17 protein-coding genes are annotated in these 21,938 nt (G+C 59.9%); 11 read left to right on the plus strand and 6 right to left on the minus strand.

From position 1 onward, the window contains the following. Window position 1: 1 nt before the first annotated feature. Both ACP7E4_RS23905 and ACP7E4_RS23910 read left to right on the plus strand, forming a co-directional pair. On the plus strand, window positions 2-523 hold the full coding sequence (locus tag ACP7E4_RS23905; RefSeq protein WP_426117986.1) for a DUF3299 domain-containing protein: 522 nt from the start codon (window positions 2-4) through the stop codon (window positions 521-523). A 115-nt stretch (window positions 524-638) separates the two neighbouring features. Continuing rightward, window positions 639-1,325, plus strand: coding sequence for an OmpW/AlkL family protein (locus ACP7E4_RS23910; protein ID WP_426117987.1), 687 nt, complete (start codon window positions 639-641; stop codon window positions 1,323-1,325). A gap of 81 nt (window positions 1,326-1,406) precedes the next feature. Here ACP7E4_RS23910 and ACP7E4_RS23915 read toward each other — a convergent pair whose 3' ends face one another. Both ACP7E4_RS23915 and ACP7E4_RS23920 read right to left on the minus strand, forming a co-directional pair. Then, window positions 1,407-2,336, minus strand: coding sequence for an NAD-dependent epimerase/dehydratase family protein (locus ACP7E4_RS23915; RefSeq protein WP_426117988.1), 930 nt, complete (start codon window positions 2,334-2,336; stop codon window positions 1,407-1,409). Further along, window positions 2,329-3,213: a sugar nucleotide-binding protein gene (locus ACP7E4_RS23920; RefSeq protein WP_331150761.1), complete on the minus strand. Its 885-nt coding sequence runs from the start codon at window positions 3,211-3,213 to the stop codon at window positions 2,329-2,331. The genes ACP7E4_RS23915 and ACP7E4_RS23920 overlap by 8 nt, the downstream gene beginning before the upstream one ends. Before the next feature lie 309 nt (window positions 3,214-3,522). Here ACP7E4_RS23920 and ACP7E4_RS23925 point away from each other — a divergent pair, with 309 nt between their 5' ends. Next, window positions 3,523-7,848 (plus strand): DEAD/DEAH box helicase, encoded by a 4,326-nt coding sequence (locus ACP7E4_RS23925; protein WP_426117989.1) that lies wholly within the window; start codon window positions 3,523-3,525, stop codon window positions 7,846-7,848. Between the two features lie 154 nt (window positions 7,849-8,002). On the opposite strand, the gene ACP7E4_RS23930 is transcribed toward ACP7E4_RS23925, so the two are convergent. Next, entirely contained in the window at window positions 8,003-10,177 is a 2,175-nt protein-coding gene (locus ACP7E4_RS23930; RefSeq protein WP_426117990.1) for a mechanosensitive ion channel family protein, read from the minus strand. Window positions 10,178-10,373: 196 nt separating this feature from the next. Between ACP7E4_RS23930 and ACP7E4_RS23935 the strand changes: the two genes are divergently transcribed. Then, window positions 10,374-12,725, plus strand: coding sequence for an FdhF/YdeP family oxidoreductase (locus tag ACP7E4_RS23935; protein ID WP_426117991.1), 2,352 nt, complete (start codon window positions 10,374-10,376; stop codon window positions 12,723-12,725). Window positions 12,726-12,857: 132 nt separating this feature from the next. On the opposite strand, the gene ACP7E4_RS23940 is transcribed toward ACP7E4_RS23935, so the two are convergent. Further along, complete coding sequence (locus ACP7E4_RS23940) at window positions 12,858-13,760, minus strand: helix-turn-helix transcriptional regulator (protein WP_426117992.1); 903 nt, start codon at window positions 13,758-13,760, stop codon at window positions 12,858-12,860. 343 nt (window positions 13,761-14,103) lie between these two features. Between ACP7E4_RS23940 and ACP7E4_RS23945 the strand changes: the two genes are divergently transcribed. From ACP7E4_RS23945 to ACP7E4_RS23975, 7 genes are all read left to right on the plus strand, one after another. Continuing rightward, on the plus strand, window positions 14,104-15,444 hold the full coding sequence (locus tag ACP7E4_RS23945) for an MFS transporter (RefSeq protein WP_331150756.1): 1,341 nt from the start codon (window positions 14,104-14,106) through the stop codon (window positions 15,442-15,444). Between the two features lie 171 nt (window positions 15,445-15,615). Next, window positions 15,616-16,317, plus strand: coding sequence for a fumarylacetoacetate hydrolase family protein (locus tag ACP7E4_RS23950; RefSeq protein ID WP_426118011.1), 702 nt, complete (start codon window positions 15,616-15,618; stop codon window positions 16,315-16,317). Window positions 16,318-16,347: 30 nt separating this feature from the next. Then, window positions 16,348-17,112, plus strand: coding sequence for an SDR family oxidoreductase (locus tag ACP7E4_RS23955; protein WP_426117993.1), 765 nt, complete (start codon window positions 16,348-16,350; stop codon window positions 17,110-17,112). Between the two features lie 36 nt (window positions 17,113-17,148). Continuing rightward, window positions 17,149-18,102 (plus strand): 2-hydroxyacid dehydrogenase, encoded by a 954-nt coding sequence (locus ACP7E4_RS23960; protein ID WP_426117994.1) that lies wholly within the window; start codon window positions 17,149-17,151, stop codon window positions 18,100-18,102. Between the two features lie 96 nt (window positions 18,103-18,198). Next, complete coding sequence (locus ACP7E4_RS23965; RefSeq protein ID WP_426117995.1) at window positions 18,199-18,678, plus strand: DUF1348 family protein; 480 nt, start codon at window positions 18,199-18,201, stop codon at window positions 18,676-18,678. A gap of 109 nt (window positions 18,679-18,787) precedes the next feature. Beyond that, on the plus strand, window positions 18,788-19,192 hold the full coding sequence (locus tag ACP7E4_RS23970) for a hypothetical protein (RefSeq protein WP_426117996.1): 405 nt from the start codon (window positions 18,788-18,790) through the stop codon (window positions 19,190-19,192). Continuing rightward, a complete protein-coding gene (locus tag ACP7E4_RS23975) occupies window positions 19,192-19,905 on the plus strand; it encodes an RES family NAD+ phosphorylase (RefSeq protein ID WP_426117997.1) in 714 nt (237 codons plus the stop codon). Before ACP7E4_RS23970 ends, ACP7E4_RS23975 begins: the two co-directional genes overlap by 1 nt. A gap of 54 nt (window positions 19,906-19,959) precedes the next feature. Here ACP7E4_RS23975 and ACP7E4_RS23980 read toward each other — a convergent pair whose 3' ends face one another. Both ACP7E4_RS23980 and ACP7E4_RS23985 read right to left on the minus strand, forming a co-directional pair. Next, window positions 19,960-20,496, minus strand: coding sequence for a single-stranded DNA-binding protein (locus tag ACP7E4_RS23980; RefSeq protein WP_020290687.1), 537 nt, complete (start codon window positions 20,494-20,496; stop codon window positions 19,960-19,962). A 9-nt stretch (window positions 20,497-20,505) separates the two neighbouring features. Further along, window positions 20,506-21,900, minus strand: a complete 1,395-nt coding sequence (locus ACP7E4_RS23985; RefSeq protein ID WP_426117998.1) for an MFS transporter — start codon at window positions 21,898-21,900, stop codon at window positions 20,506-20,508. Window positions 21,901-21,938 lie beyond the last annotated feature (38 nt).

Consider the following 21,938-nt stretch of genomic DNA (forward strand, 5'->3'; position numbering starts at 1 on the left):
CATGCGCCGTTTGCTGCTCGCGCTGTTGCTGTTGGTTGCGACGCCGTTGTGGGCGGCGCAAACCCGAGTGCTGACCTGGGAAGAAATGATCCCGCCTGACGCGCCGAAAATCGCTCCGATCACGGCTCCGATCCATGATTTGTCGAAGCTCTCCGATGCGCTGTCGGTCGAGTCAGCGCCAGCCGCGCATCAAGTCGCGCCGCACGCGCCGGTGGTCAAGGCGCTCAACGGACAACGGGTACGCCTGCCGGGTTATATCGTGCCGCTGGAAGTCAGCGAAGAAGGTCGCGTGATCGAGTTCCTGTTGGTCCCGTACTTCGGCGCCTGCATTCATGTGCCGCCACCGCCCTCGAACCAGATCGTGCACGTCACCAGCGAGCTGGGTGTGAAGGTTGACGAGTTGTACCAGCCGTACTGGATCGAAGGGCCGATGCAGGTCAAGGCGTCCACCAGCGAACTGGCCGATGCCGGTTATCAAATGGAGGCTGACCAGATTCTGGTCTACGAGTTGCCGGACTCCTGAGGGGTGAGAGCTGAGAGTGAAGGCTTCATCGCGTTTTATTGAGCTGTGTCAAAGCCGCGTTCCAGACGCGCCGTAACATTGCACACAGACAACTTGAACCGCCTTTGGAGCCCCCATGAACAAGTCTTTGCTCAGCGCATCCCTCTTCGCGCTCGCACTCAGTGCCCCGCTCGTAGCTCACGCTCACGAAGCAGGCGATATCATCGTCCGTGCCGGCGTCGCGCACGTTGAGCCAAACGAAGACAGCGGCGAGGTGAAACTCGATGGCACGAAAGTGTCCGGTTCCAAAGCGACTCTGGATGGCGATAACCAGCTGGGTCTGACCTTCGCTTACATGCTGACCCCGCACATTGGTCTTGAGCTGTTGGCGGCATCGCCTTTCAGCCACACCGTTTCAGTGAAGGGCCTTGGTCCGGGCCTTGATGGCAAGCTGGCAGACGTCAAGCAGCTGCCACCAACGCTGTCGCTGCAATACTACCCAATGGAACCGTCGTCGAAGTTCCAGCCGTACGCCGGTATCGGTATCAACTACACCACGTTCTTCGATACTGACCTGACTGGCACCCGTAAAAGCGAAGGCTTCAGCAACCTCAAGCTGAAGGACTCATTCGGTCTGGCGGGCCAAATCGGTATGGACTACATGCTGACCGACAGAGTCATGCTTAACGCCTCGGTCTGGTACGTGGACATCGACACCGACGCCAGCGTAGACGGCCCGTCTGCCCTAAGCGTTGGCAAGACCAAAGTCAGCGTCGATATCGATCCATGGGTTTACATGGTCGGCGTTGGTTACAAATTCTGATACCCGACGGGGAAAATCAGGAACCAAAAAAAGCACCTTCACGGTGCTTTTTTTATACCTCGAATCTGAGGTTACAACGCATCAACGCCCCAGCAGTTTTGCCAGGCCGACGGTCAACGGGGTCGGCTCATCCAGGATAAACCTCGCCAACAACCGCTGATTGTTGGCCCGGGAATGCTTGATGTCCCCGGAACGTGGATCCTTGTAGGTGATTTCAGGCAGTTGGCCAACGACATCGGACAAGGCCCCCAGCAACTGATTGAGCGAGGTTGTCTTGTTCAGGCCGACGTTGAACGCGCGCTCTTCGGGCTGAGGCATTTCCAGCGCCTGGGTCAGCAGCTTGACCAGATCGCCCACGTAGAAAAAGTCGCGAGTCTGTTCGCCATCGCCAAACACGGCAATCGGCAGGCCCTTTTCAGCGCGCTCGGCAAAGATGCTGATCACGCCCGAGTACGGCGAAGATGGGTCCTGGCGCGGACCGAAAATATTGAAGAAGCGAAAGATCACCGGCTCAAGGCCGTGTTGGCGCCGGTAGAAGTCCAGGTAGTGCTCACTGGAAAGCTTGTCCGACGCGTAAGGCGTCAGTGGAGACTTGGCGGTGTCTTCGCTGATCGCCTGACCTTCGCCGTTGTTGCCGTAAATCGCCGCGCTGGAGGCGAACACCACACGCTTGATACCGGCCTGACGCATGGCTTCGCATACATTCAGGGTGCCGATGAAATTGCTCTGGTGCGTGCGAACCGGGTCATCCACGGAAGCCTGAACCGACGCGACCGCCGCCAGATGCGCAACGGCCTGACAACCTTCGGCGGCGCGGGCCACCAATGCGGCATCGGCGACATCGCCTTCGATCAGTTCGACACGCGGATTATCCAAGGGCAGATTGCTGCGCTTGCCGGTGGAAAGGTCATCGAGAATGCGTACGCGGTAGCCTTTGGCAAGCAGCGCGTCGGTGAGGTGCGAGCCAATAAAACCGGCACCGCCGGTAATCAGAACAGGAGCTTCAGACATGTCGGTAGTAGCGATCCAGTAGGCTTGGCAGGCCTGCACGCCATGCGCGCGGCTTGATGCCAAAGGTATGAAGGATTTTTTTGCAGGCCAGCACGCCGTGTTGCGGCTCTTCTGCCGCGTCCGGCCGTGCGGCGTGAGCCTGGGCGGTGGGCGCTTCGATGGCCAGCGGATGCAGCGGGCTGGCTTCGGTGATGATTGCCTGGCCCAGCGCCAAAGGCGTGGTCGCCTCGTGACCGGCGTAATGGTACGTGCCCCACAACGGCGCTTCGCAATCGAGCTGTTTGAGCACGGCAATGATCACTCGCGCGGCGTCATCGACAGGCGTTGGATTACCGCGCCGATCGTCGGCCAGCAGCAGTGCTTCGGGAGATTCGGCCCGGGTCAGGAAGCGACCCAGCACACCGTCGGCGCTGTCATCGAGCAACCAGCCAAAACGCAGCAGCACATGTTGCGGGCAGGTGGCGCGCACACTTTGTTCTATACGCCACAGCGCCTGACCGCGCAGCCCCAGCGGCACCGGCTCGTCTTTTTCGCTGTAGGCAGTCGCGCGCGAGCCGTCGAAAACCCGATAACTCGAAGGCTGAAACAGGACGATGTTGTGGTGCTGGCACAGCTCGGCGAGACGCTCCACGGAGCGTTCCTGGCTGGACAGTCGCAGTTCGCTAACCGTTTCGGCCTGAAACCAGTCGAAATAGTAAGCGAGGTTGATCAAGGCATCGGGACGGGTGTCATCGAGCAGTTGCGTCAGGCTCGCTGCATCCCAGCCGTCTTGCGGCGGACGCGGCGCGAGGAAACCAATGTCTTCCTCGGCACCCAGACGAATCAGCGCCTGCCCGAGGGCATTCCCGCCGCCCAACAGCATAAGGCGCATTCGCATAGAGTCAGCAGGCTCGGTATCAAATCCAATGAAATATTATGTGTTAAAACGCCTGCAAACATATCACGTTGCCGCTTAACCCCCAACCGTTTGGGTTTGTGGGGATTTTCCTACAGGCCTGCCAGCTAGTGGGACCGGCTTTAGCCGGGAAGACTGCATTCCTGACAATACAAAGGTTGCGGATGTGATGGCCTCTTCCCGGCTAAAGCCGATCCCACGAATCATTCCAAACCCAATGATGGGTTGAGTCTCCGCACCACCGATCAAAGGCCCTTGCATCCGCCCGCCTGCCCCCTCATTAATTGCCTCATGAATCTTCCGCATATCCCTGACCCGGCGCTCGATGGTTTTCATCCGGCGGTCAGCGCCTGGTTTCGCAGCACTTTCCCGGCGGTTACCCCTGCTCAGGCGCAGGCGTGGCCGTTGATCAAGGCGCGACGCTCAACGCTGATCGCTGCGCCCACCGGTTCGGGTAAAACCTTGACGGCGTTTCTCGCGGTGCTCGACGATCTGGTGCATCACGGCCTGGAAAACGGCGGCGAACTGCCGCAACAGACCTTCGTGGTGTATGTGTCGCCGCTCAAGGCGCTGTCCAACGACATTCAGATCAACCTGCAAAACCCGCTGGCGGGCATCACCGAACAACTGGCGCGGATGGGCTTGCCGCCGCTGCGTATCAGCACCGCCGTGCGCACCGGGGATACGCCGCAGAAAGACCGCGCCAGCATGCGCAAAAAAGCCCCGCACATCCTGGTGACCACGCCGGAATCGCTGTACGTGCTGCTCGGCTCGGATTCCGGGCGCAGCATGCTCGCTGGCACCCGAACCGTTATTGTCGATGAAATCCACGCCATCGCCGCCAGCAAACGCGGCAGCCATCTGGCGTTGAGCCTTGAACGGCTGCAAGCCTTGTGCAGCGTGCCGCTGTTGCGCATCGGCTTGTCGGCGACGCAGAAACCCATCGAGTTGGTGTCGCGTTTTCTGGTGGGTGCCGACCGAGTCAAACGCCCGTGCGCCATCGTCGATATCGGCCACGCCCGCCCACGGGATCTGGGAATTGAAGTGCCGCCCGTGGCGCTGGGCCCGGTGATGGCCAATGACGTTTGGCAGCTGGTCTACGACCGTTTGGCGGTGCTGGCCCGCGAACATCGCACCACGCTGATTTTTGTGAACACCCGGCGCATGGCCGAACGCATGGCCCGGCATTTGAGTGAGCGCCTGGGCAAAGAAGCCGTAGCCGCGCATCACGGCAGCCTGGCCAAGGAACAGCGCCTGGATGCCGAGCAACGTCTCAAGCGCGGCGACCTGCAAGTCTTGATCGCCACCGCGTCACTGGAACTGGGGATCGATATCGGTGACGTGGATCTGGTCTGCCAGATTGCGTCGCCGCGCTCGATCTCGGCATTTTTGCAGCGTGTCGGCCGTTCCGGGCACCACGTCGGCGGCACGCCCAAAGGCCGTCTGTTTGCCACCTCCAGAGATGACCTGATCGAATGCGCCGCACTGCTGGACTGCGTGCGCCGGGGTGAACTGGACATTCTGCAGATCCCCAAGGCGCCGCTGGACGTGCTGGCCCAGCAGATCGTCGCCGAGGTCAGTTGCCAGGAATGGCAGGAGCAAGCGCTGCTGGACATGTTCCGCCAGGCCTCGCCGTATGCCGAACTGGACGCCGAGCATCATCAGGCCCTGTTAAGCATGCTGGCCGAGGGTTACACCGGTCGCCAAGGCGTGCGTAGCGCTTATATTCATCGCGATGCGTTGACCCGCACTTTGCGCGGCCGACGCGGCAGCAAGCTGACCGCGGTCACCAGCGGCGGCACGATCCCGGACAACGCCGACTACAGCGTGATCCTCGAACCCCAGGCGCTGAACATCGGCACGGTCAACGAAGACTTCGCCGTGGAAAGCATCGCCGGGGATATCTTCCAGCTGGGCAACACCTCGTACCGCATCCTGCGCATAGAAAGCGGCCGGGTGCGCGTCGAGGACGCCCACGGCCAGCCGCCGACCATTCCGTTCTGGCTCGGCGAAGCGCCGGGACGCAGCGATGAACTGTCACTCGCCGTGGCACGCCTGCAAGGGCAGATCGACGCGCTGCTCGGCGCGCATCCTGGCGACTTGCAGCCGTGCATCGACTGGCTGATCGACACGCTCGGACTGAATCTGGCCAGCGCCGAACAACTGGTGGATTACCTGGCGCGCACCCGCTCGGTGTTGAGCGCGCTGCCGTCCCAGGACACGCTGATCATGGAGCGTTTCTTCGATGAAACCGGGGGCACGCAGCTGATTATTCATACCCCGTTCGGCAGCCGCATCAATCGCGCTTGGGGCCTGGCGCTGCGCAAGCGCTTTTGCCGCACGTTCAATTTCGAGCTGCAAGCGGCGGCCAGCGAAGATGCCATCGTGCTGTCGCTGTCCACCAGCCACAGCTTTGAACTGGATGAAGTCTGGAAATATCTGCACTCCAACAGCGCCGAACATTTGCTGATTCAGGCGGTGCTGGATGCGCCGCTGTTTGGTGTGCGTTGGCGCTGGAATGCGGGCACCGCGCTGGCCTTGCCGCGCTACATCGGCGGGCGCAAGGTTGCCCCGCAGTTGCAACGGATGAAAAGCGAAGACCTGATCGCCACGGTGTTCCCGGATCAAATCGCCTGCCTGGAGAATCTGGTGGGCGAACGGGACGTTCCCGATCATCCGCTGATCGAGCAAACCCTCGACGATTGCCTGCACGAAGCCATGGACGCCGAAGGTTGGCTGGCATTGTTGCGACGCATGGAAGGCGGGCAGATTCGCCTGATTGCCCGGGACTTGCTGGCGCCCTCGCCGCTTGCCGCCGAAATCCTCAATGCGCGGCCTTATGCATTTCTCGACGACGCGCCGCTGGAGGAACGCCGCACGCAAGCGGTGCTCAACCGACGCTGGAGCGATCCGCAATCCTCGGATGACCTCGGCGCGCTGGATGCCGAAGCCATCACGGCGGTCGGCGAAGAAGCCTGGCCGCAACCGCAGAATAGCGACGAGATGCATGAAGCGTTGATGAGCCTGAGTTGCGTGAGCGGTGCCGAAGCGCGGGCGCAGCCGTCGTGGCGGGAATGGCTGGAAAAACTCGCGCGTTCAGGGCGCGTCACGCGCCTGCAAGTCAGCGCGGAGCAGGCACTTTGGCTGCCGCTGGAACGTTTGTCCTGCCTGCAAGCTATTTATCCACAAGCCGAAATGCATCCGCCGCTGACCGCTCTGCCCGGCTTTGATCAGGAATGGGAGCGCGACGAGGCCATTGTTGAAGTCATTCGTGCGCGCCTGAGTGGCTTCGGTCCATTACCGGTGCCTGAGATTGCCGCGCCTCTAGCCTTGAGTACCAGCCACGTGGCGCAAGCGTTGGCGCGTCTGGAAAGCGAAGGTTATGTGTTGCGCGGCCGCTTCAGCCCTGGCGCAACCGATGACCAATGGTGCGAGCGCCATCTGCTGGCGCGCATTCATCGTTATACGGTCAAACGCCTGCGCCGGGAAATCGAGCCGGTGTCGTTGCAGGACTTCATGCGTTTTCTGTTCGACTGGCAGCATTTGTCCACCGCGACGCGCAGCCAAGGCCAGGCTGCGTTGCCGGAAGTCATCGCTCAACTCGAAGGTTTCAGCGCCGCCGCTGGCGCGTGGGACAGCGATTTACTGCCCGCGCGGCTCAAGGACTTTTCCCCCGGCTGGCTGGATGAGATTTGTCGCTCCGGCAAAGTGGTCTGGACGCGGATCGCCAACCGCAGCAAGACCGGAGGCTCGGCGCTGCGCAGCACGCCCATTGTGTTGCTGCCGCGCAGTCAGGTGAGTCTCTGGAGCGGATTGACCGAACAATCGGCCGTGGCGGACTTGTCGCTGAAAGCGCAAAAAGTGCATGCCGCACTGGCCAGCCAGGGCGCGATGTTTTTCGACGAACTGGTGACCGAAGCCCATCTGCTGCGCGCCGAACTGGAAATCGCCTTGCAGGAATTGGTCGCGGCCGGGTTGGTCAACGCCGATAGCTTCGCCGGTCTGCGCGCGCTGATCACGCCCGCCAGCAAACGCTCGGCGCATACCAGTCGACGCAATCGTGGCGCGTTTATCGGCGGCATGGATGACGCGGGGCGCTGGGCGCTGCTCAGGCGCGCTGCGGCGGAGCCCGCAGTTGTCGACAACAAACGGCCACAAGCGACTGATCCAGAAATACTTGAGCACATCGCGCTGACATTGCTGCGTCGTTATGGCGTGGTGTTCTGGCGCTTGCTGGAGCGCGAAGCCGATTGGCTGCCGAGCTGGCGCGAATTGTTGCGCACTTTTCATCGTCTGGAAGCGCGCGGCGAGATACGCGGCGGGCGCTTTGTCAGCGGCCTGGCGGGCGAGCAATTCGCCTTGCCGGAGGCGATCCCCGTGCTGCGTGAAATCCGCAAACGCCCGCTGGACGGCAGCTTGATCAGCTTGAGTGGGGTTGATCCGTTGAATCTGCTGGGCACCTTGCTACCCGGCCAGAAAGTGCCCGCGCTGGTGGGCAATCGGCTGATCTACCGCGACGGCATTCCTGCGGCTGCGATCATTGCGGGCAAACCGGTGTATTGGCTGGAGCTGGATGGCCAGGGTATGGGACAGATTCGTGAGCGGTTGTTGCGCTGAAAAACCTTGCTGATTGGCGCGATCCGGTCCCACGGGATGACCGCATTTTCACCTGTGGGAGCGAGCTTGCTCGCGAAGGGGCCAGTGGACCCGACAGAACTGCATGTCAGAAATACCGTCTTCGCAAGCAAGCTTGCTCCCACCGATGGTCCACCTACACCGCCGGGCTTTCCGACCCATCCCGATTCACCACATTAGGCTTGGCTGGCGCGGGTTGCCCTTCGTCATCAATCGCCAACGCCGGTGCGGCGCCGGGAATCGGGCTGATCACGGTCTGTGGATAAGTCTGCGCAAAGCGCACGTCGCTGGCTTTATCCACAAGTTTTTTCAAGCGCTCGTTGAAGGCTCGGCCCACGCCGTATTGCCCACCGGAAACTGTGCGGAATTGTGCGGTCAACACCACACCGTTGAGGTCCATACGGTCCACGCCGAACACTTCCAGCGGACCTTGCAGACTGCCTTTGAGCAAAATGTCCTCACTGATCGACTGCCCGGTTTCGCGGATCAAGGACAGCGCGCTGTCGATGTCGCTGTCGTAAGTGAACTGCACCGAGAAGAACGCATAGGCGAACTGCCGCGACTGATTGGTGACGGCTTTGATCTGGCCGAACGGCACCGAATGTACGAACCCTTTGCCATCACGCAGACGCACGGTGCGAATGGTCAGGCTCTCGACTGTGCCGGAATGCCCGGTGGACAGCACCACCCAATCGCCGACGGAAAAGGTGTCCTCAATGATGATGAACAAGCCGGTAATCACGTCCTGCACCAACTGCTGGGAACCGAAACCGATGGCCAGACCGACGACCCCGGCACCTGCCAGCAACGGCGCAACGTTGATGCCCAGATTGGCCATGGTGGTGATCGCGCAAATCACCACCAGGACGATTTTTATCGCGTTGCGCAGCAGCGGCAAAATGGTCTTGATGCGCGTGCTGGGCTGCCGTGAAGAACGAAGATTGATCGGGGTTTTCAGCGCTTCCTGAATTGCCGTGTCCAGCACCACCCACAGCAGCCAGGTGACCAACAGAATCAGACCGATGCTGCTCAACGATTCGCTGATGACCCGGCCCAAGGTATTGCGCTGGGCAAATTCGAACAGTGAAAAACCCCAGATGCGCCCCAGTATTTCGATAAAGCTGATGGCTAGCGCAATGCGCGCTACGGCATACAGCAGGCTGAGCAGGCGCTCTTTATACACATGCCCGCCGCGATCGGGCGCGACTGCAGGCTTGAACAGATGCTGGAAAACCGTACTGAGGAACACCGTGGCAATCAGCAACACGGTGGTGAACAACGCACAGCGCAGGGCTTTCTGGCTGTCGTCGCCGGCGCCGATCAGATTCACTGCCGACACCAGAATCATCAGCAGGATCGGCAGATACCACAGGTTGGAAAACACTTTCAGCGATTCCTGCAACGCTGGCTGCTTCAAGCGGCTGTGCAAGGAGCGGTTGCGTATCAGATGCGCAATCGGCCGACGGATCTTGATCACCAGAATGCAGAACACCACCGAGGCCACCAACCCGGTAAACACCGCGACGCTGGTGGTGACGTTGTTGCCGAACTGGCGCGCGATCTGCGGGCTGGTCAGTGCGTCGCTCAAGGCGGCCATGAACCCGACAACAAACAAAGGCCGCGGGCTGTAGCGCCGGATCATGCGTACCGCCGCGCGCTTGTGGCCGAAATCGAACATGACGATCACGCACAGCAGCACCGAGGTCGACACAATGCCGCTGCTGGTCGAATACGCGAAGCAAAGCGCAAGGGCGCGACCGACAGAAGCGTCCAGGAAATGGCTGACATACAGCGTCAGCGGTAGACAGACAATGGCGGGCAGCGTGTAGGGCAAAACGTAGCCCAGCAAGGCCTGACTGCGCTGGCGAACCGCGAGGAATGGCCGCCGGTTGAGACGAATCGCGAGGAAACTGCCCAGCGTGGTGAGGATCGCAAAAGCACCGATCCACACCACCGACAGCATCAGGAAATCGCCAGCTACACCCCACTGCGAGCGCGAAGACGGTTTGCTGACCAGTTTGTCCAGCTCGTTGGCCGCGCGATCAGCACGCAGTCGCCAGGAGTCGAGCAGGTGGCCATCAAGATCGAGTTTGTCCTGCACCTCGTCGATGCTTGAACTGATGGCACCGAGCAAACCGCCTTGAACCAGGATTTCCGCCGCGGCGGGCGCTTCTTCGGCGGGTGCCGCTGCGGCTGTGGGAGCTGCGGCGGGTGCGGGAGCCGCTGCGGCAGGCGCGTCGGCAGCTTGAAGATTGAAGTTGCCGGCGCACAAAAGAACGCAGAGCACGATGATGGACTTGAGATTCGGCAAAACGCTGGTCACTCCTCTGTTTATCAACTGCCGCTAGAACTGATTCGTTTTTGCCCGGCAAGTTCGCTTTTGCGCCCGCCGCCGGACCTTTGAACCGCTGGTGAACCTGCACCGAACCTTTGCCCAGACCGCCGCGTCACAGCTGGATATGGCAGCGCCGCCCGTCGTGTTTTCGCAGTCTGGAGGAAATGTTTCAATGCTTATCCATCCCAAGGCACATTACCGACCCTACACCTCTGCTGCGGGTGGCTGGGGTTCGGCCAGGTCCGTGATGCAGATTCTCTGGCGCGAACAAGCGCTGGGCAAAGGGTCAGTCGCGCTGTTCAAGCAAAATAAACCCGGCGGGTTCGCCTGCGTCAGCTGTGCCTGGGCCAAGCCGGGCAAGCCCCATCACCTGGAATTCTGCGAGAACGGCGCGAAGGCCACGGCGTGGGAACTGACGTCTCTCAAGACCAGCCCGGATTTTTTCGCCCGCCACTCAGTCACCGAGTTGCTGCAATGGCCCGATTACGACCTGGAACAACACGGCCGCCTGACTCATCCGTTGCGCTATGAGCCGCAAACCGATCATTACCGGGAGACCAGCTGGGAAGAAGCCTACCGCGAGATCGGTGCGCAATTGCGCGCAATCGAACCGGACAGCGTGGCGTTTTATGCATCAGGCCGCGCTTCGCTGGAAGCGTCGTTCATGTACCAGCTGTTCGCCCGGGCCTACGGCACCAACAACTTGCCCGACAGTTCGAACATGTGCCACGAAAGCACGTCGGTGGGTTTGCAGGAAAGCATCGGTGTGCCCATCGGCACAGTGACGCTTGATGATTTCGAGCACACCGACTGCATCTTTTTCTTCGGCCAGAACGTCGGCAGCAACAGCCCGCGCATGCTGCACCCGTTGCAGGAGGCGCGCAAACGCAATGTGCCGATTATCACCTTCAACCCGATCCGCGAGCGCGGCCTGGAACGCTTCGTCAATCCGCAATCCCCCAAGGAAATGCTCGGCCCGGACTCGACCGTGGTCAGCACTCAGTATCATCAGGTGGCAATCGGTGGCGACCTGGCGGCGCTAACCGGCATCGCCAAGGCCTTGTTCGAAATGGACATGGCGGCGCTGGTCAAAGGTGAGCCGCCGATCATCGATCTGGCGTTCATCGCCGAACACACTCAGGGCTTCGCCAGTTTTGTGGCCATGGCTCGCGCCTGCGCCTGGGAAACGTTGGAGCAGCGCTCCGGCCTGAGCCGTGGCGCCATGGAAGCCGCCGCGACGGTTTATGCCCGCAGCGAACGGGTGATGATCATCTACGGCATGGGCATAACCCAACATCGCCACGGCGTTGAAAACGTGCAGATGCTGGTCAATCTGCTGCTGTTGCGCGGGAATATCGGCAAGCCCGGCGCGGGGATTTGCCCGGTGCGCGGCCATTCCAACGTGCAAGGGCAGCGCACCGTGGGCATCACCGAAGATCCGGCGAAAGTCCCGGTGGATAAAATTGAAGCGTTGTACGGTTTTCATGTCCCGAGCAAGAAAGGCCGCGCCACGGTCGAGACCTGCGAAGGCATTCTCGACGGCAGCATGCAGGGTTTCATCGGCCTGGGCGGCAACTTCCTGCGGGCGATCCCGGATACATCGCGCATGGAACCGGCCTGGAAAAACCTGCAAGTGAGCGTGCAGATTGCGACCAAGCTCAATCGCACGCACCTGGTCACGGCAAAAAATACCTGGCTGCTGCCTTGCCTCGGCCGGATTGAAATCGACCGGCAAAACGGTCGCGAACAAACCTATAGCACTGAAGACAGCACCGGTTACATCCATGGCTGGAAAGGCCAGAGCGAACCGGTCAGCGAGCATTTGCGTGCGGAAGTGGCGATTATTGCCGGGCTGGCGGAGACAACCCTGTCGGGCATCGAGCGTATCGACTGGGATGCGTGGCGCAGCGACTATTCAACAATCCGCGAAGCCATTGGCGAGGTCTATCCGGAAATTTTCCATGATATGGAAACCCGCATGTGGCAACCCGGCGGCTTCCATCGTCCAGTGGCGGCGGCGCATCGGCAATGGAAGACCGAGAGTGGGCGTGCGCAGTTCATCACGCCGACGATGCTCAACGAAGACGACGATGTGGAGGTTGCGCCCGGGCGACGCGAGGTTATGCAGTTGATGACGATCCGCAGCAACGACCAATTCAACACTACGATCTACGGCTATGACGATCGCTTTCGTGGAATCAGCGGCACGCGCACAGTGATTTTCATGAACCGTAACGACATCGTCCGTCTGGGCTTCGCTCCCGGCGGCTGGGTGATGTTGACCACGGCGGTTGAGCAGGAAACCAAACGGCAAGTCGGGCCGATGCAGATCATTGCCTACGATATTCCCGAAGGTTGCAGCGCGGCGTACTACCCGGAATGCAATCCGCTGGTGCCGCTCTGGCATTACGCGGAACGCAGCAAAGTGCCCGCCGCCAAGTCGATCCCGATCACCTTGAGCCACGTCGTGCCCGGCCCGCGCGAACAACAGCAGGCCGTGCCGGAGGCGGATCAGGTGCTTTGAAACGGCACGCCAAAATCCCTGTGGGAGCGAACTTGTTCGCGAAGAGGCCGGAACTGGCTTCAACTATCTCGCTGACTGAACCGACGCCTTCGCGGGCAAGCCTCGCTCCAACGGGCTTTGTAATTGCGCCTTTTACAAATCCCGCTGCTTGCGAAACTGTCCAGGCGGCATGCCGTGGGCGTTGCGGAAGCGGCGGGAGAAGTAGGCTTCGTCGGCGAAACCACAAAGTCTGGCGACTTCGCCTACAGGTTTGGTGCCAGTAAGCAGCAGCGTGCGGGCCAGGTGCATGCGGCGTTCCAGCACCAGTTCGCTGAAGGTCTTGCCGACTTCCTTGCGCAACCAGTGCGTCAGGTAATTGGGCGAGAGAAACGCCGCAGAGGCCGCTTTTTTCAGGCTCAGGTCCGGATCGCTGAGGTTCTTGCGCACGTATTCCGACATCCGCGCCAGCGCATCGCGACGACTGCGCTCGGCGGCATTGTCATCGGCGAGGAGTTTGATCTGCTCGGCGAACCGCTCACACACCGTACCGATCAGCTGCAACAGGCAGCCTTTGAGGATTTCCCGCGTGCCGAACTGGCGCTGCTGATCAAGCTTGCGCATGCGGATCAACAACGTCTCGATTTCGCCAAAATCGGCTTCATCGAGAATGAAATCCAGGCTTTCCTGAAAGCGAAACGGCGACAACTCAGGCGCCAGCGCGATAGGTACGTCTTCCAGATCCAGCGGATCGCACTGCAATTGCGGCAGCAGAAAGGTCTGGGCAAAGTTGATCAGCAGAAAATTGCCAGCGTCCGGATGCGGAATCAGGTGCAGTTTGTGCGGCAGGATAAACGCCAGGGCATAGCGCGGGAACGGCCGGATCACGCCGCCAATGTGCTGCACGGTGTCACCGCCGAGGTTGATCTGAATCTGAAAATACTCATGCCGATGCGGCCCGGTTTCGGCACTGCGGGCATGCTTGTCACGGATGTAGAAATCGGCTCGCTCGCTGCGTTGCTGCATGCCATACGTCGGCGCTGACGTTGCTGAATCCATATCGGTACCTCGTGTGCAAAATGCGGCTGCGGTTCTGAGCCGCGCCTTTATTGTCAGTCGTCCTATGACATAAATCCGTAAAAATATTTTCCAGCCATTGTCATTCCATGTCCAAAAGAAAATTCACCACGTCAAATTCAGCAGGCGCTCTAAGTCGTATGTTTTACCCAGGATTGTCAACTTATCGGGGCTTCGCATGCGGTGTAATTTTCTTGGATAAATACTGAGCAGGCTGTCTGCAAATTAATAAACGGTCTAAGCACTTGGTTGTTTTTACATCGTCGTACGATCACTTTGGGGCCGCAACTTAACTCGATACCAATAAAAACAATGAGGAATTCTCATGTCGAGCTCCCCTGATATCCAGGCGATCGACGCCCGTGTCGCCGCACCCGCTGCCGCACCGGTTCGTCTGCCTTCTCGCCGTCGCTGGTTCATGCTTTCGCTGTTGTTGATTGCCACGATCATCAACTATGTGGACCGGGTAAACATCTCTATCGCCGCTCCGTTCATGGCCAAGGATCTTGGTCTGGATAAAGTCGAAATGGGCCTTATCTTCTCCGCCTTTGCCTGGACTTACGCGTTTGCCCTGGTTCCCGCTGGCTTTATCGCTGACAGATTCGGCTCGCGGATCACTTACGGTGTATCGCTGATTTCCTGGTCCGCCGTCACGGTGTGCCAGGGTATGGCGGGCGGGTTCGCCTCGCTGTTCGGCCTGCGTCTGGCAATCGGCGCCATGGAAGCGCCAGCTTTCCCGGCCAACAGTCGCGCCGTTACCGTCTGGTTTCCTGCCAGAGAACGCGGCCTGGCCAGCAGTATTTATGTCTGCGGCCAGTATCTGGGCACCGCACTCTTCACCGGCCTGTTGCTCTGGCTGGCGACCACTTATGACTGGCGCCACGTGTTCTACAGCACCGGCATCGCGGGCATCATTTTCGGTATCGCCTGGCTGTTTCTGTATCGCGACCCGCTGTTCTGCAAGAAGGTCAGCAAGGAAGAGCTGCAGTACATTGAGGACGGCGGCGGTCTGGTGAAAGCCAGCAAGGACAAGAACAAATTCAAGTGGGCGCAAATCGCCGAGCTGTTGAAGTATCGCCAGATCTGGGCGATCTGCATCGGCAAGTTTGCCAGCACTTCGGCACTGTACTTCTTCCTGACCTGGTTCCCGACGTACCTGATCGAAGAGCGTCATTTGACCATGGTCAAAGTGGGGATCTTCGCCGTATTGCCCTTTATCGGAGCCACTGTTGGTGTGCTGCTGGCCGGCGCAATTGCCGACTGGATGATCCGGCGCGGCTATTCCCTGTCGTTCTCGCGCAAGTTGCCGCTGGTGGTGGGCTCGGCGCTGGGCATGTCGATCATGCTGGTCAACTTCACCGACTCCAACGAAGTGTGTATTGCCCTGCTGACCATCGCTTTCTTCGCCCAAGGCATCGCTTCGTCTTCGTGGGCGGCGGTGTCGGAAATCGCGCCCAAGGAACTGATTGGCCTGACCGGCGGCGTGACCAGCCTGGCCGCCAACATTGGCGGGATCGTGACACCGATTGTCATCGGCCAGATCCTGCACGTCACGGGGTCGTTCGCCTACGCGTTCTGGTTCATCGGCGGTGTTGCGCTGATCGGCACACTCTCGTACTCGTTGCTGCTGGGCAAGATCTACCGCATTGAATTGAAGACCCGCTAACGCAAAAAGAATGTGTGTGACCTTATGCCTCCCCTTGGCAATGGCGTACGCAAGTACGCCTTTTTTATGGCGCGCATTCGCCGTGTTTACTCCAGTTCGAACACCGCTTTGTCCAACTTTGGCCGCTGCCGATCCCGTAGGCTGATCGGCAAGAAGGCTCTAGCTCAAGGAATAACAATGATTGATTACGTGTTCGAACCTGGCCTGATCCGCAGCTTGCCCGTGGCGGACAGCAGCGCACGCTTTCCGGTCGCGCGAGTGTTTTGCCTGGGCCGCAACTATCACTGGGGCGACTCGCAAAACGCTCCACGAGAAATGCCCGCGTTCTTCATGAAGCCCGCCACCTCGGTGATCGATGCTGTGGGCGAGCTGGAGTTTCCGCCGCTGACCGAGCAGTTCTGCCACGAGATCGAACTGGTGGTCGCCATCGGCACGGGCGGTTTCAACATCGATGAAGCCCATGCGCTGGACCACGTCTGGGGCTATGCCGCCGGCCTGGACCTGACCCGCCGCGATTTGCAGATGGCGGCCAAAGCGGTGGGCCAGCCCTGGGAAGCGGCCAAGGCGTTCGACGGCTCGGCGCCCATCAGCCCCATCCAGCCCGCCAGCATTCTGGGACATCCCGGCCAGGGCGCACTGTGGCTGAACGTCAACGGCGTAGAGCGCCAGCGTTCGGACCTTGAAAGCCAGATCTGGTCGGTTGGCGAAATCGTCAGCCGCTTGTCGCAGTCGATCCGGCTGATTCCTGGCGACCTGATCATGACCGGCACCCCGCCGGGCGTCGATGTCCTGCAACCCGGCGATGTGATCAGCGCGGGCATCGCGGGGATCGCCAGGTTCGAAGTACGTATTGGCGGCCGTCGCGCTGCCTGATCCAGAAAATGATGAAACGGAGATATAACAATGACTGACAATTCCCTCCCGAAAATCGCCTTGGTCACCGGCGCTGGCAGCGGTATCGGCCGCGCAGTTGCGCTCGGCTTGCTGGCTGATGGCTACAAAGTCGTGGTCACCGGACGGCGTCTGGAACCGCTCGAAGAATTGGTGGCACTGGCCGCCGAGCAAGGTGGCGAAGCGCTGGCGGTGTCCTCTGATGTGCGCGATCCAGCCAGCGTCGATGCATTGTTTGCCACCATCGAAGAAGTTTATGGCCGGGTCGATGTGGTCTTCAACAATGCTGGCGTCAATGCTCCAGCCGTGCCTATGGACGAGCTGCCGGTGGATAAGTGGCTGAACGTGATCGACACCAACGTCACCGGGGTTTTCCTGTGCAGCCGCGGCGCCTTCGGCCTGATGCGCAAACAGTCGCCCCAAGGCGGACGCATCATCAATAACGGTTCGATTTCCGCCCACACCCCGCGCCCGTTCACCGGGCCTTATACCGCCAGCAAACACGCGGTTCTGGGGCTGACCAAGAGCCTTGCCCTGGACGGCCGTGAATTCAACATCGCCTGTAGCCAGATCGACATTGGCAACGCGCTGACCGAACTGTCGGTGCGCATGACCAAAGGCGTGCGCCAGGCCAATGGCGAGACCGCCGTAGAGCCGATGATCGACGTCAAGCACATCGCCGATGCCGTGCGTTACATCGCCAATCTGCCGCTTTCGGCCAACGTACTGAACATGACTGTCATGGCCACCAACATGCCGTTCGTCGGCCGCGGCTGATCAATTTTTCTGAATTTCTGCTTGAGCGAGAACGCGATGAAACCTGAAATCCTGCAACTGAGCCCGATCCTGATCCCCGAGATCAATGCGCGGCTCAACGAGCTGTACACCGTTCGCCCCTACTTCCAGCAAACCGACAAGGCCGCTTATCTGCGTGAACACGGCGCCAACATTCGCGGTGTGGTGACTGGTGGCCACACGGGCATTACCCGCGCGGTGATGGAGCAATTGCCGGCCGTGGAAGTCATCGCCGTCAATGGCGTCGGTACTGACGCAGTGGACCTGGCCTACGCCCGCGACCGTGGCATTCATGTCACCGCAACCATCGGCGCGCTGACCGAGGACGTGGCTGACCTGGCTATCGGCCTGTTGATCTCGGCCTGCCGTGGCCTGTGCACCGCAGACCGTTATGTGCGCAGTGGTGCCTGGCCGCAAAGCCCGACGCCATTGGCGCCGATCCCGCTGGCCCGGCAGTTCAGCGGCATGAAGATCGGGATCGTCGGTCTGGGTCGCGTCGGTCGCGCCGTTGCCACCCGTGCGGCGGCCTTCGGTTGTCCGATCAGCTACACCGATCTGAAAGCCATGGACGACGTGCCGTATACCTTCGTCGCCGACCTGATCGAACTGGCTCGGCAAAGCGACGCATTGATCGTCGCGGCCGCAGCCGACAAGGCCAAGGGCATCATCAACGCGCAAGTGCTGGCAGCGCTGGGTGCCGAGGGTTATCTGATCAACGTGGCGCGTGGCAGCCTGGTCAATGAGCCGGATCTGCTCGCGGCGCTCAAGTCTGGCTCGATTGCCGGTGCGGGCCTGGACGTATTCGTCGATGAACCCAATGTGCCGACCGAGCTGTTCGAGCTGGAATCCGTCGTGCTGCAACCGCACCGCGCCAGCGCAACCGTACAGACCCGCACGCGGATGGGCGAAATGGTCCTGGCAAGCCTTGCTCAAGGGCTGGCAGGGGAAAAGCCGAGCGCGACCGTTTTGTAATCTTAGGTTCAACCGTTTGACGGGGTAGAATGATGCCCCGCTCAACGGCCTCCCGTTGCACGGAACCACTGACTCCCATCGTCTAGAGGTCTCGTCATGTCGTCCACTCCCGAAACACGCCCTCCTCTGCCGCCATTCACACGCGAATCGGCCATCCAGAAAGTCCGTCTCGCTGAAGACGGCTGGAACAGCCGCAACCCGGAGAAAGTGGCGCTGGCCTATACCCTGGATACCCGGTGGCGCAATCGCACGGAATTCGCGACCAATCGCGAGGAAGCCAAGAATTTTCTCATGCGCAAATGGGCTAAAGAGCTGGATTATCGGCTGATCAAAGAGCTGTGGGCTTTCACCGATAATCGCATTGCCGTGCGTTACGCCTATGAATGGCACGATAACTCAGGCAACTGGTTTCGTTCATACGGCAATGAAAACTGGGAGTTCGCCGAGAACGGTTTGATGGCCAACCGCTTTGCCTGCATCAACGATATGCCGATCAAGGAATCGGAGCGGAAATTCCATTGGCCGCTGGGCAGACGTCCGGATGATCATCCGGGGCTTTCAGAATTGGGGTTGTAACACCGGCAAACGGACAACGGACAACGGACAACGGATACTGGCGGAATTTGAGTCTATAGACTATATTTACTCACAAATATATCTACAGACTCAAAGAGAGATCATTGCCATGTCGGCAGTCCTTCAACTCCAGGCATTTACCAAAGCGCAATGCGCTGCGGGTTTGCGTGCCGCCGTCGCCATCCTTGATAAATGGCGAGCCTCAAGTGATCAGACGTGTCGCATCCTGCGTATATCGCGCAGTACTTATGTGCGCGCCAACCAGCAGGATCCCGCCTGGTCGGTAAGTCTGGATGCGGACCAAATGCAGCGCATCAGCTTCGTCCTCAACATCCACGCCGCCCTGCGCCTGGTGTTTGATAATCCGGATAACGTCTACGGCTTTCCGGCGATGGTCAATCACAACGAGTTCTTCAACGGCCGCTCGCCGCTGGAAATCATGGCTCAAGGCGACATGATTTCCCTGTACGAAACCTTCCGGCGCATCGATGTGCTGCGCGGTGGCTTGTGGTGATGCTCAGCCAGTTGCCGAGCCTGAGTGACGAGCAACAGCAGGCCTATCGACTGGTCAATTCCAAATTCCCGCCCATTGAACTGTTCGATGACGTCGCCAGTGCGGATGAATTTGAAGCGCTGTATCAGATTCAGGCACTGACCAACCCACGATTGTTGAATCAAACCGGACGCCTGGAATTGATCCCGCTTGCAGAAATCCCGTTCGGCATCACCGGCTGCTCTTACGCGACTGCACCCTTTACCCACATCAACCCGAGTGGCTCGCGATTCAGCGATGGCAGTTACGGGGTTTTGTATCTGGCAGACACCATGGATACGGCGTTGGCTGAAGTGCAGCATCACCAGAACAAATACTGGTCGAACGTACAAAACCTGAGCTACGAGCGATTTGTTTTCCGCGGCTTGGCCTGCACCTTCAATGAAGCCGGGATGCTGGACGCTGCGACTGTGCCAATGACTGATCCCATTTACGATCCGGACGACTACACCGACTCACATCGCCTGGGCCGGGAAATCCGCGCTACGGGCAGCAATGGCTTGCGTTACCGCTCGGTCAGGGCCCAGGGCCAACACTGCTGGGCGCTGCTGAAACCCCGCCCGGTTTCATCGATCATCCAGACCGCGCATTACGAGATGGTCTGGAACGGCCAGATCACCAGCGTCAGCAAAATCAGCGAAGTGTCAGCGACCAAAGCAGATCCCGGCCCATAAAAAAGGGCCCGTGACAGTGAAGTCACGGGCCCTTTTTACGTTTCGAGGCATGGCCTAGAACGGAATATCATCATCAAAGCTGTCGAAATCTGCAGCCGGTTGCGGCGCTTGTTGCGGAGCCGGACGCGATTCGCGTTGTGGCTGGGCTTGAGGCGCGGACTGCTGCGGACGCGACTGCTGAGGACGCGGTGCAGAATTCTGCTGATAACCGCCGCCACCTTGACCCTGTGGAGCGCCTTCGCCTTGAGGACGACCGCCCAGCAGTTGCATGGTGCCTTGCATGTCGACGACGATTTCAGTGGTGTAGCGCTTGATGCCGTCTTTTTCCCACTCGCGGGTTTGCAGCTTGCCTTCGATGTAGACCTGGGAGCCCTTGCGCAGGTACTCGCCAGCGATCTCGGCAACTTTGCCGAACATCGAAACGCGGTGCCACTCAGTCTTTTCGACTTTCTGACCGGTTTGCTTGTCGGTCCACTGTTCGCTGGTCGCCAGACTCAGGTTGGTCACGGCGTTACCGTTAGGCAAGTAGCGAACTTCGGGATCCTGGCCGCAAGTGCCGACCAATATGACTTTGTTAACCCCACGGGCCATAACGTTCTCCTAGGCTTCGCACGCTTCGGTCGATGGATTGACCATTCGTTCCAGAGACGCGCGATCCAATAGTGCTGTGTCTAATTTGATATAGATGGCTGCCTCTTCAGCAACCACCACTGCATCCGTTACACCTGCTACAGCCATCAACCGCGCTGCCAGGCCTGCGTCACGCTGCGCTTGCGGCGACAACGGCAAGCGTAGACTCGTGACGTAAGGCGGTTCGCGCATGGTGACTGCGACGGCAAGCCAGATCGCAGCCATGGCCGCTCCGCCGAGGAAAACCACATCGAGCCCGCCATGCTGGAACAACCAGCCGCCGAGTATCCCACCTGCGGCCGAACCAAGGAACTGGCTCGTGGAATATACGCCCATCGCCGTGCCTTTTCCGCCAGCCGGTGAAACCTTGCTGATCAGTGACGGAAGTGAAGCTTCCAGCAGATTGAACGCGATGAAGAATACCACTGTCCCGATGACCAGCGCTCGCAAGGTATCGCCATACGCCCAGAAGAATAGCTCAGTGAGCATCAACACGCCCACGGCGCCAATCAGCACCCGCTTCATCTGACGCTTTTTCTCACCATAAATGATGAAGGGAATCATTGCGAAAAATGAGATCAGCAGCGCCGTAAGGTAGACCCACCAGTGCTGTTCCTTGGGCAAACCGGCTTTGGTGACCAGCGCCAGCGGCAGCGCGACGAAGCTTGACATGAGCATCGCGTGCAACACGAAGATACCTAAATCCAGGCGCAGCAGGTCTGCGTGACGTAGCGTCGGCCCCAACGCCTGGCGTGCGACACCGGATTCGCGGTGCTGCAAGGTCCCGGTCTTTTTTGGCACCACGAAGGCGACAATCAGGATTCCGAGCAAGGCCATCCCGCCAGTGGCGAGGAACAGTCCGGACAAGCCGAATGCGCGAGTCAGCAACGGGCCGACCACCATCGCTACGGCAAACGACAGACCGATGGTCATGCCGATCATGGCCATGGCCTTGGTGCGATGCTGTTCCCGGGTCAGATCTGACAACAAGGCCATCACCGCAGCCGAAATTGCGCCGGCGCCTTGCAAGATGCGTCCGGCGATAATTCCCCAGATCGAGTCGGCGTTGGCTGCGAGCACGCTGCCCAGGGCAAAAATAATCAGCCCGAAATAAATCACCGGGCGCCGTCCGATACGGTCGGAAAGAACGCCGAACGGGATCTGCAACACCGCTTGGGTCAGGCCGTAAGCGCCGATGGCCAGACCGATCAGCGCCGGACTGGCACCCGCCATGTCCATGCCGTAGGTAGCCAGGACCGGCAAAACCATGAACATGCCAAGCATGCGAAACGCAAACACCAGGGCCAGACCACCTGCTGCGCGGGTCTCGCCGCCACTCATTCGCTCGCTGTGGGGATCGTGCATGGAAAAACCTCATGTGAACCGGCGGCGATTCTACCAGT

The sequence above is a fragment of the Pseudomonas sp. DSP3-2-3 genome (genome assembly GCF_049898225.1).
Lineage (GTDB): Bacteria > Pseudomonadota > Gammaproteobacteria > Pseudomonadales > Pseudomonadaceae > Aquipseudomonas.

What these genes read in the sequence shown, in the direction of transcription:
- ACP7E4_RS23975 (WP_426117997.1), top strand. Translation starts at nt 19,192, where the DNA reads ATGCTCAGCCAGTTGCCGAGCCTGAGTGACGAGCAACAGCAGGCCTAT.
- ACP7E4_RS23960 (WP_426117994.1), top strand. Translation starts at nt 17,149, where the DNA reads ATGAAACCTGAAATCCTGCAACTGAGCCCGATCCTGATCCCCGAGATC.
- ACP7E4_RS23935 (WP_426117991.1), top strand. Translation starts at nt 10,374, where the DNA reads ATGCTTATCCATCCCAAGGCACATTACCGACCCTACACCTCTGCTGCG.
- ACP7E4_RS23945 (WP_331150756.1), top strand. Translation starts at nt 14,104, where the DNA reads ATGTCGAGCTCCCCTGATATCCAGGCGATCGACGCCCGTGTCGCCGCA.
- ACP7E4_RS23910 (WP_426117987.1), top strand. Translation starts at nt 639, where the DNA reads ATGAACAAGTCTTTGCTCAGCGCATCCCTCTTCGCGCTCGCACTCAGT.
- ACP7E4_RS23980 (WP_020290687.1), bottom strand. Translation starts at nt 20,496, where the DNA reads ATGGCCCGTGGGGTTAACAAAGTCATATTGGTCGGCACTTGCGGCCAG.
- ACP7E4_RS23920 (WP_331150761.1), bottom strand. Translation starts at nt 3,213, where the DNA reads ATGCGAATGCGCCTTATGCTGTTGGGCGGCGGGAATGCCCTCGGGCAG.
- ACP7E4_RS23970 (WP_426117996.1), top strand. Translation starts at nt 18,788, where the DNA reads ATGTCGGCAGTCCTTCAACTCCAGGCATTTACCAAAGCGCAATGCGCT.
- ACP7E4_RS23915 (WP_426117988.1), bottom strand. Translation starts at nt 2,336, where the DNA reads ATGTCTGAAGCTCCTGTTCTGATTACCGGCGGTGCCGGTTTTATTGGC.
- ACP7E4_RS23955 (WP_426117993.1), top strand. Translation starts at nt 16,348, where the DNA reads ATGACTGACAATTCCCTCCCGAAAATCGCCTTGGTCACCGGCGCTGGC.
- ACP7E4_RS23925 (WP_426117989.1), top strand. Translation starts at nt 3,523, where the DNA reads ATGAATCTTCCGCATATCCCTGACCCGGCGCTCGATGGTTTTCATCCG.
- ACP7E4_RS23905 (WP_426117986.1), top strand. Translation starts at nt 2, where the DNA reads ATGCGCCGTTTGCTGCTCGCGCTGTTGCTGTTGGTTGCGACGCCGTTG.
- ACP7E4_RS23965 (WP_426117995.1), top strand. Translation starts at nt 18,199, where the DNA reads ATGTCGTCCACTCCCGAAACACGCCCTCCTCTGCCGCCATTCACACGC.
- ACP7E4_RS23985 (WP_426117998.1), bottom strand. Translation starts at nt 21,900, where the DNA reads ATGCACGATCCCCACAGCGAGCGAATGAGTGGCGGCGAGACCCGCGCA.
- ACP7E4_RS23940 (WP_426117992.1), bottom strand. Translation starts at nt 13,760, where the DNA reads ATGGATTCAGCAACGTCAGCGCCGACGTATGGCATGCAGCAACGCAGC.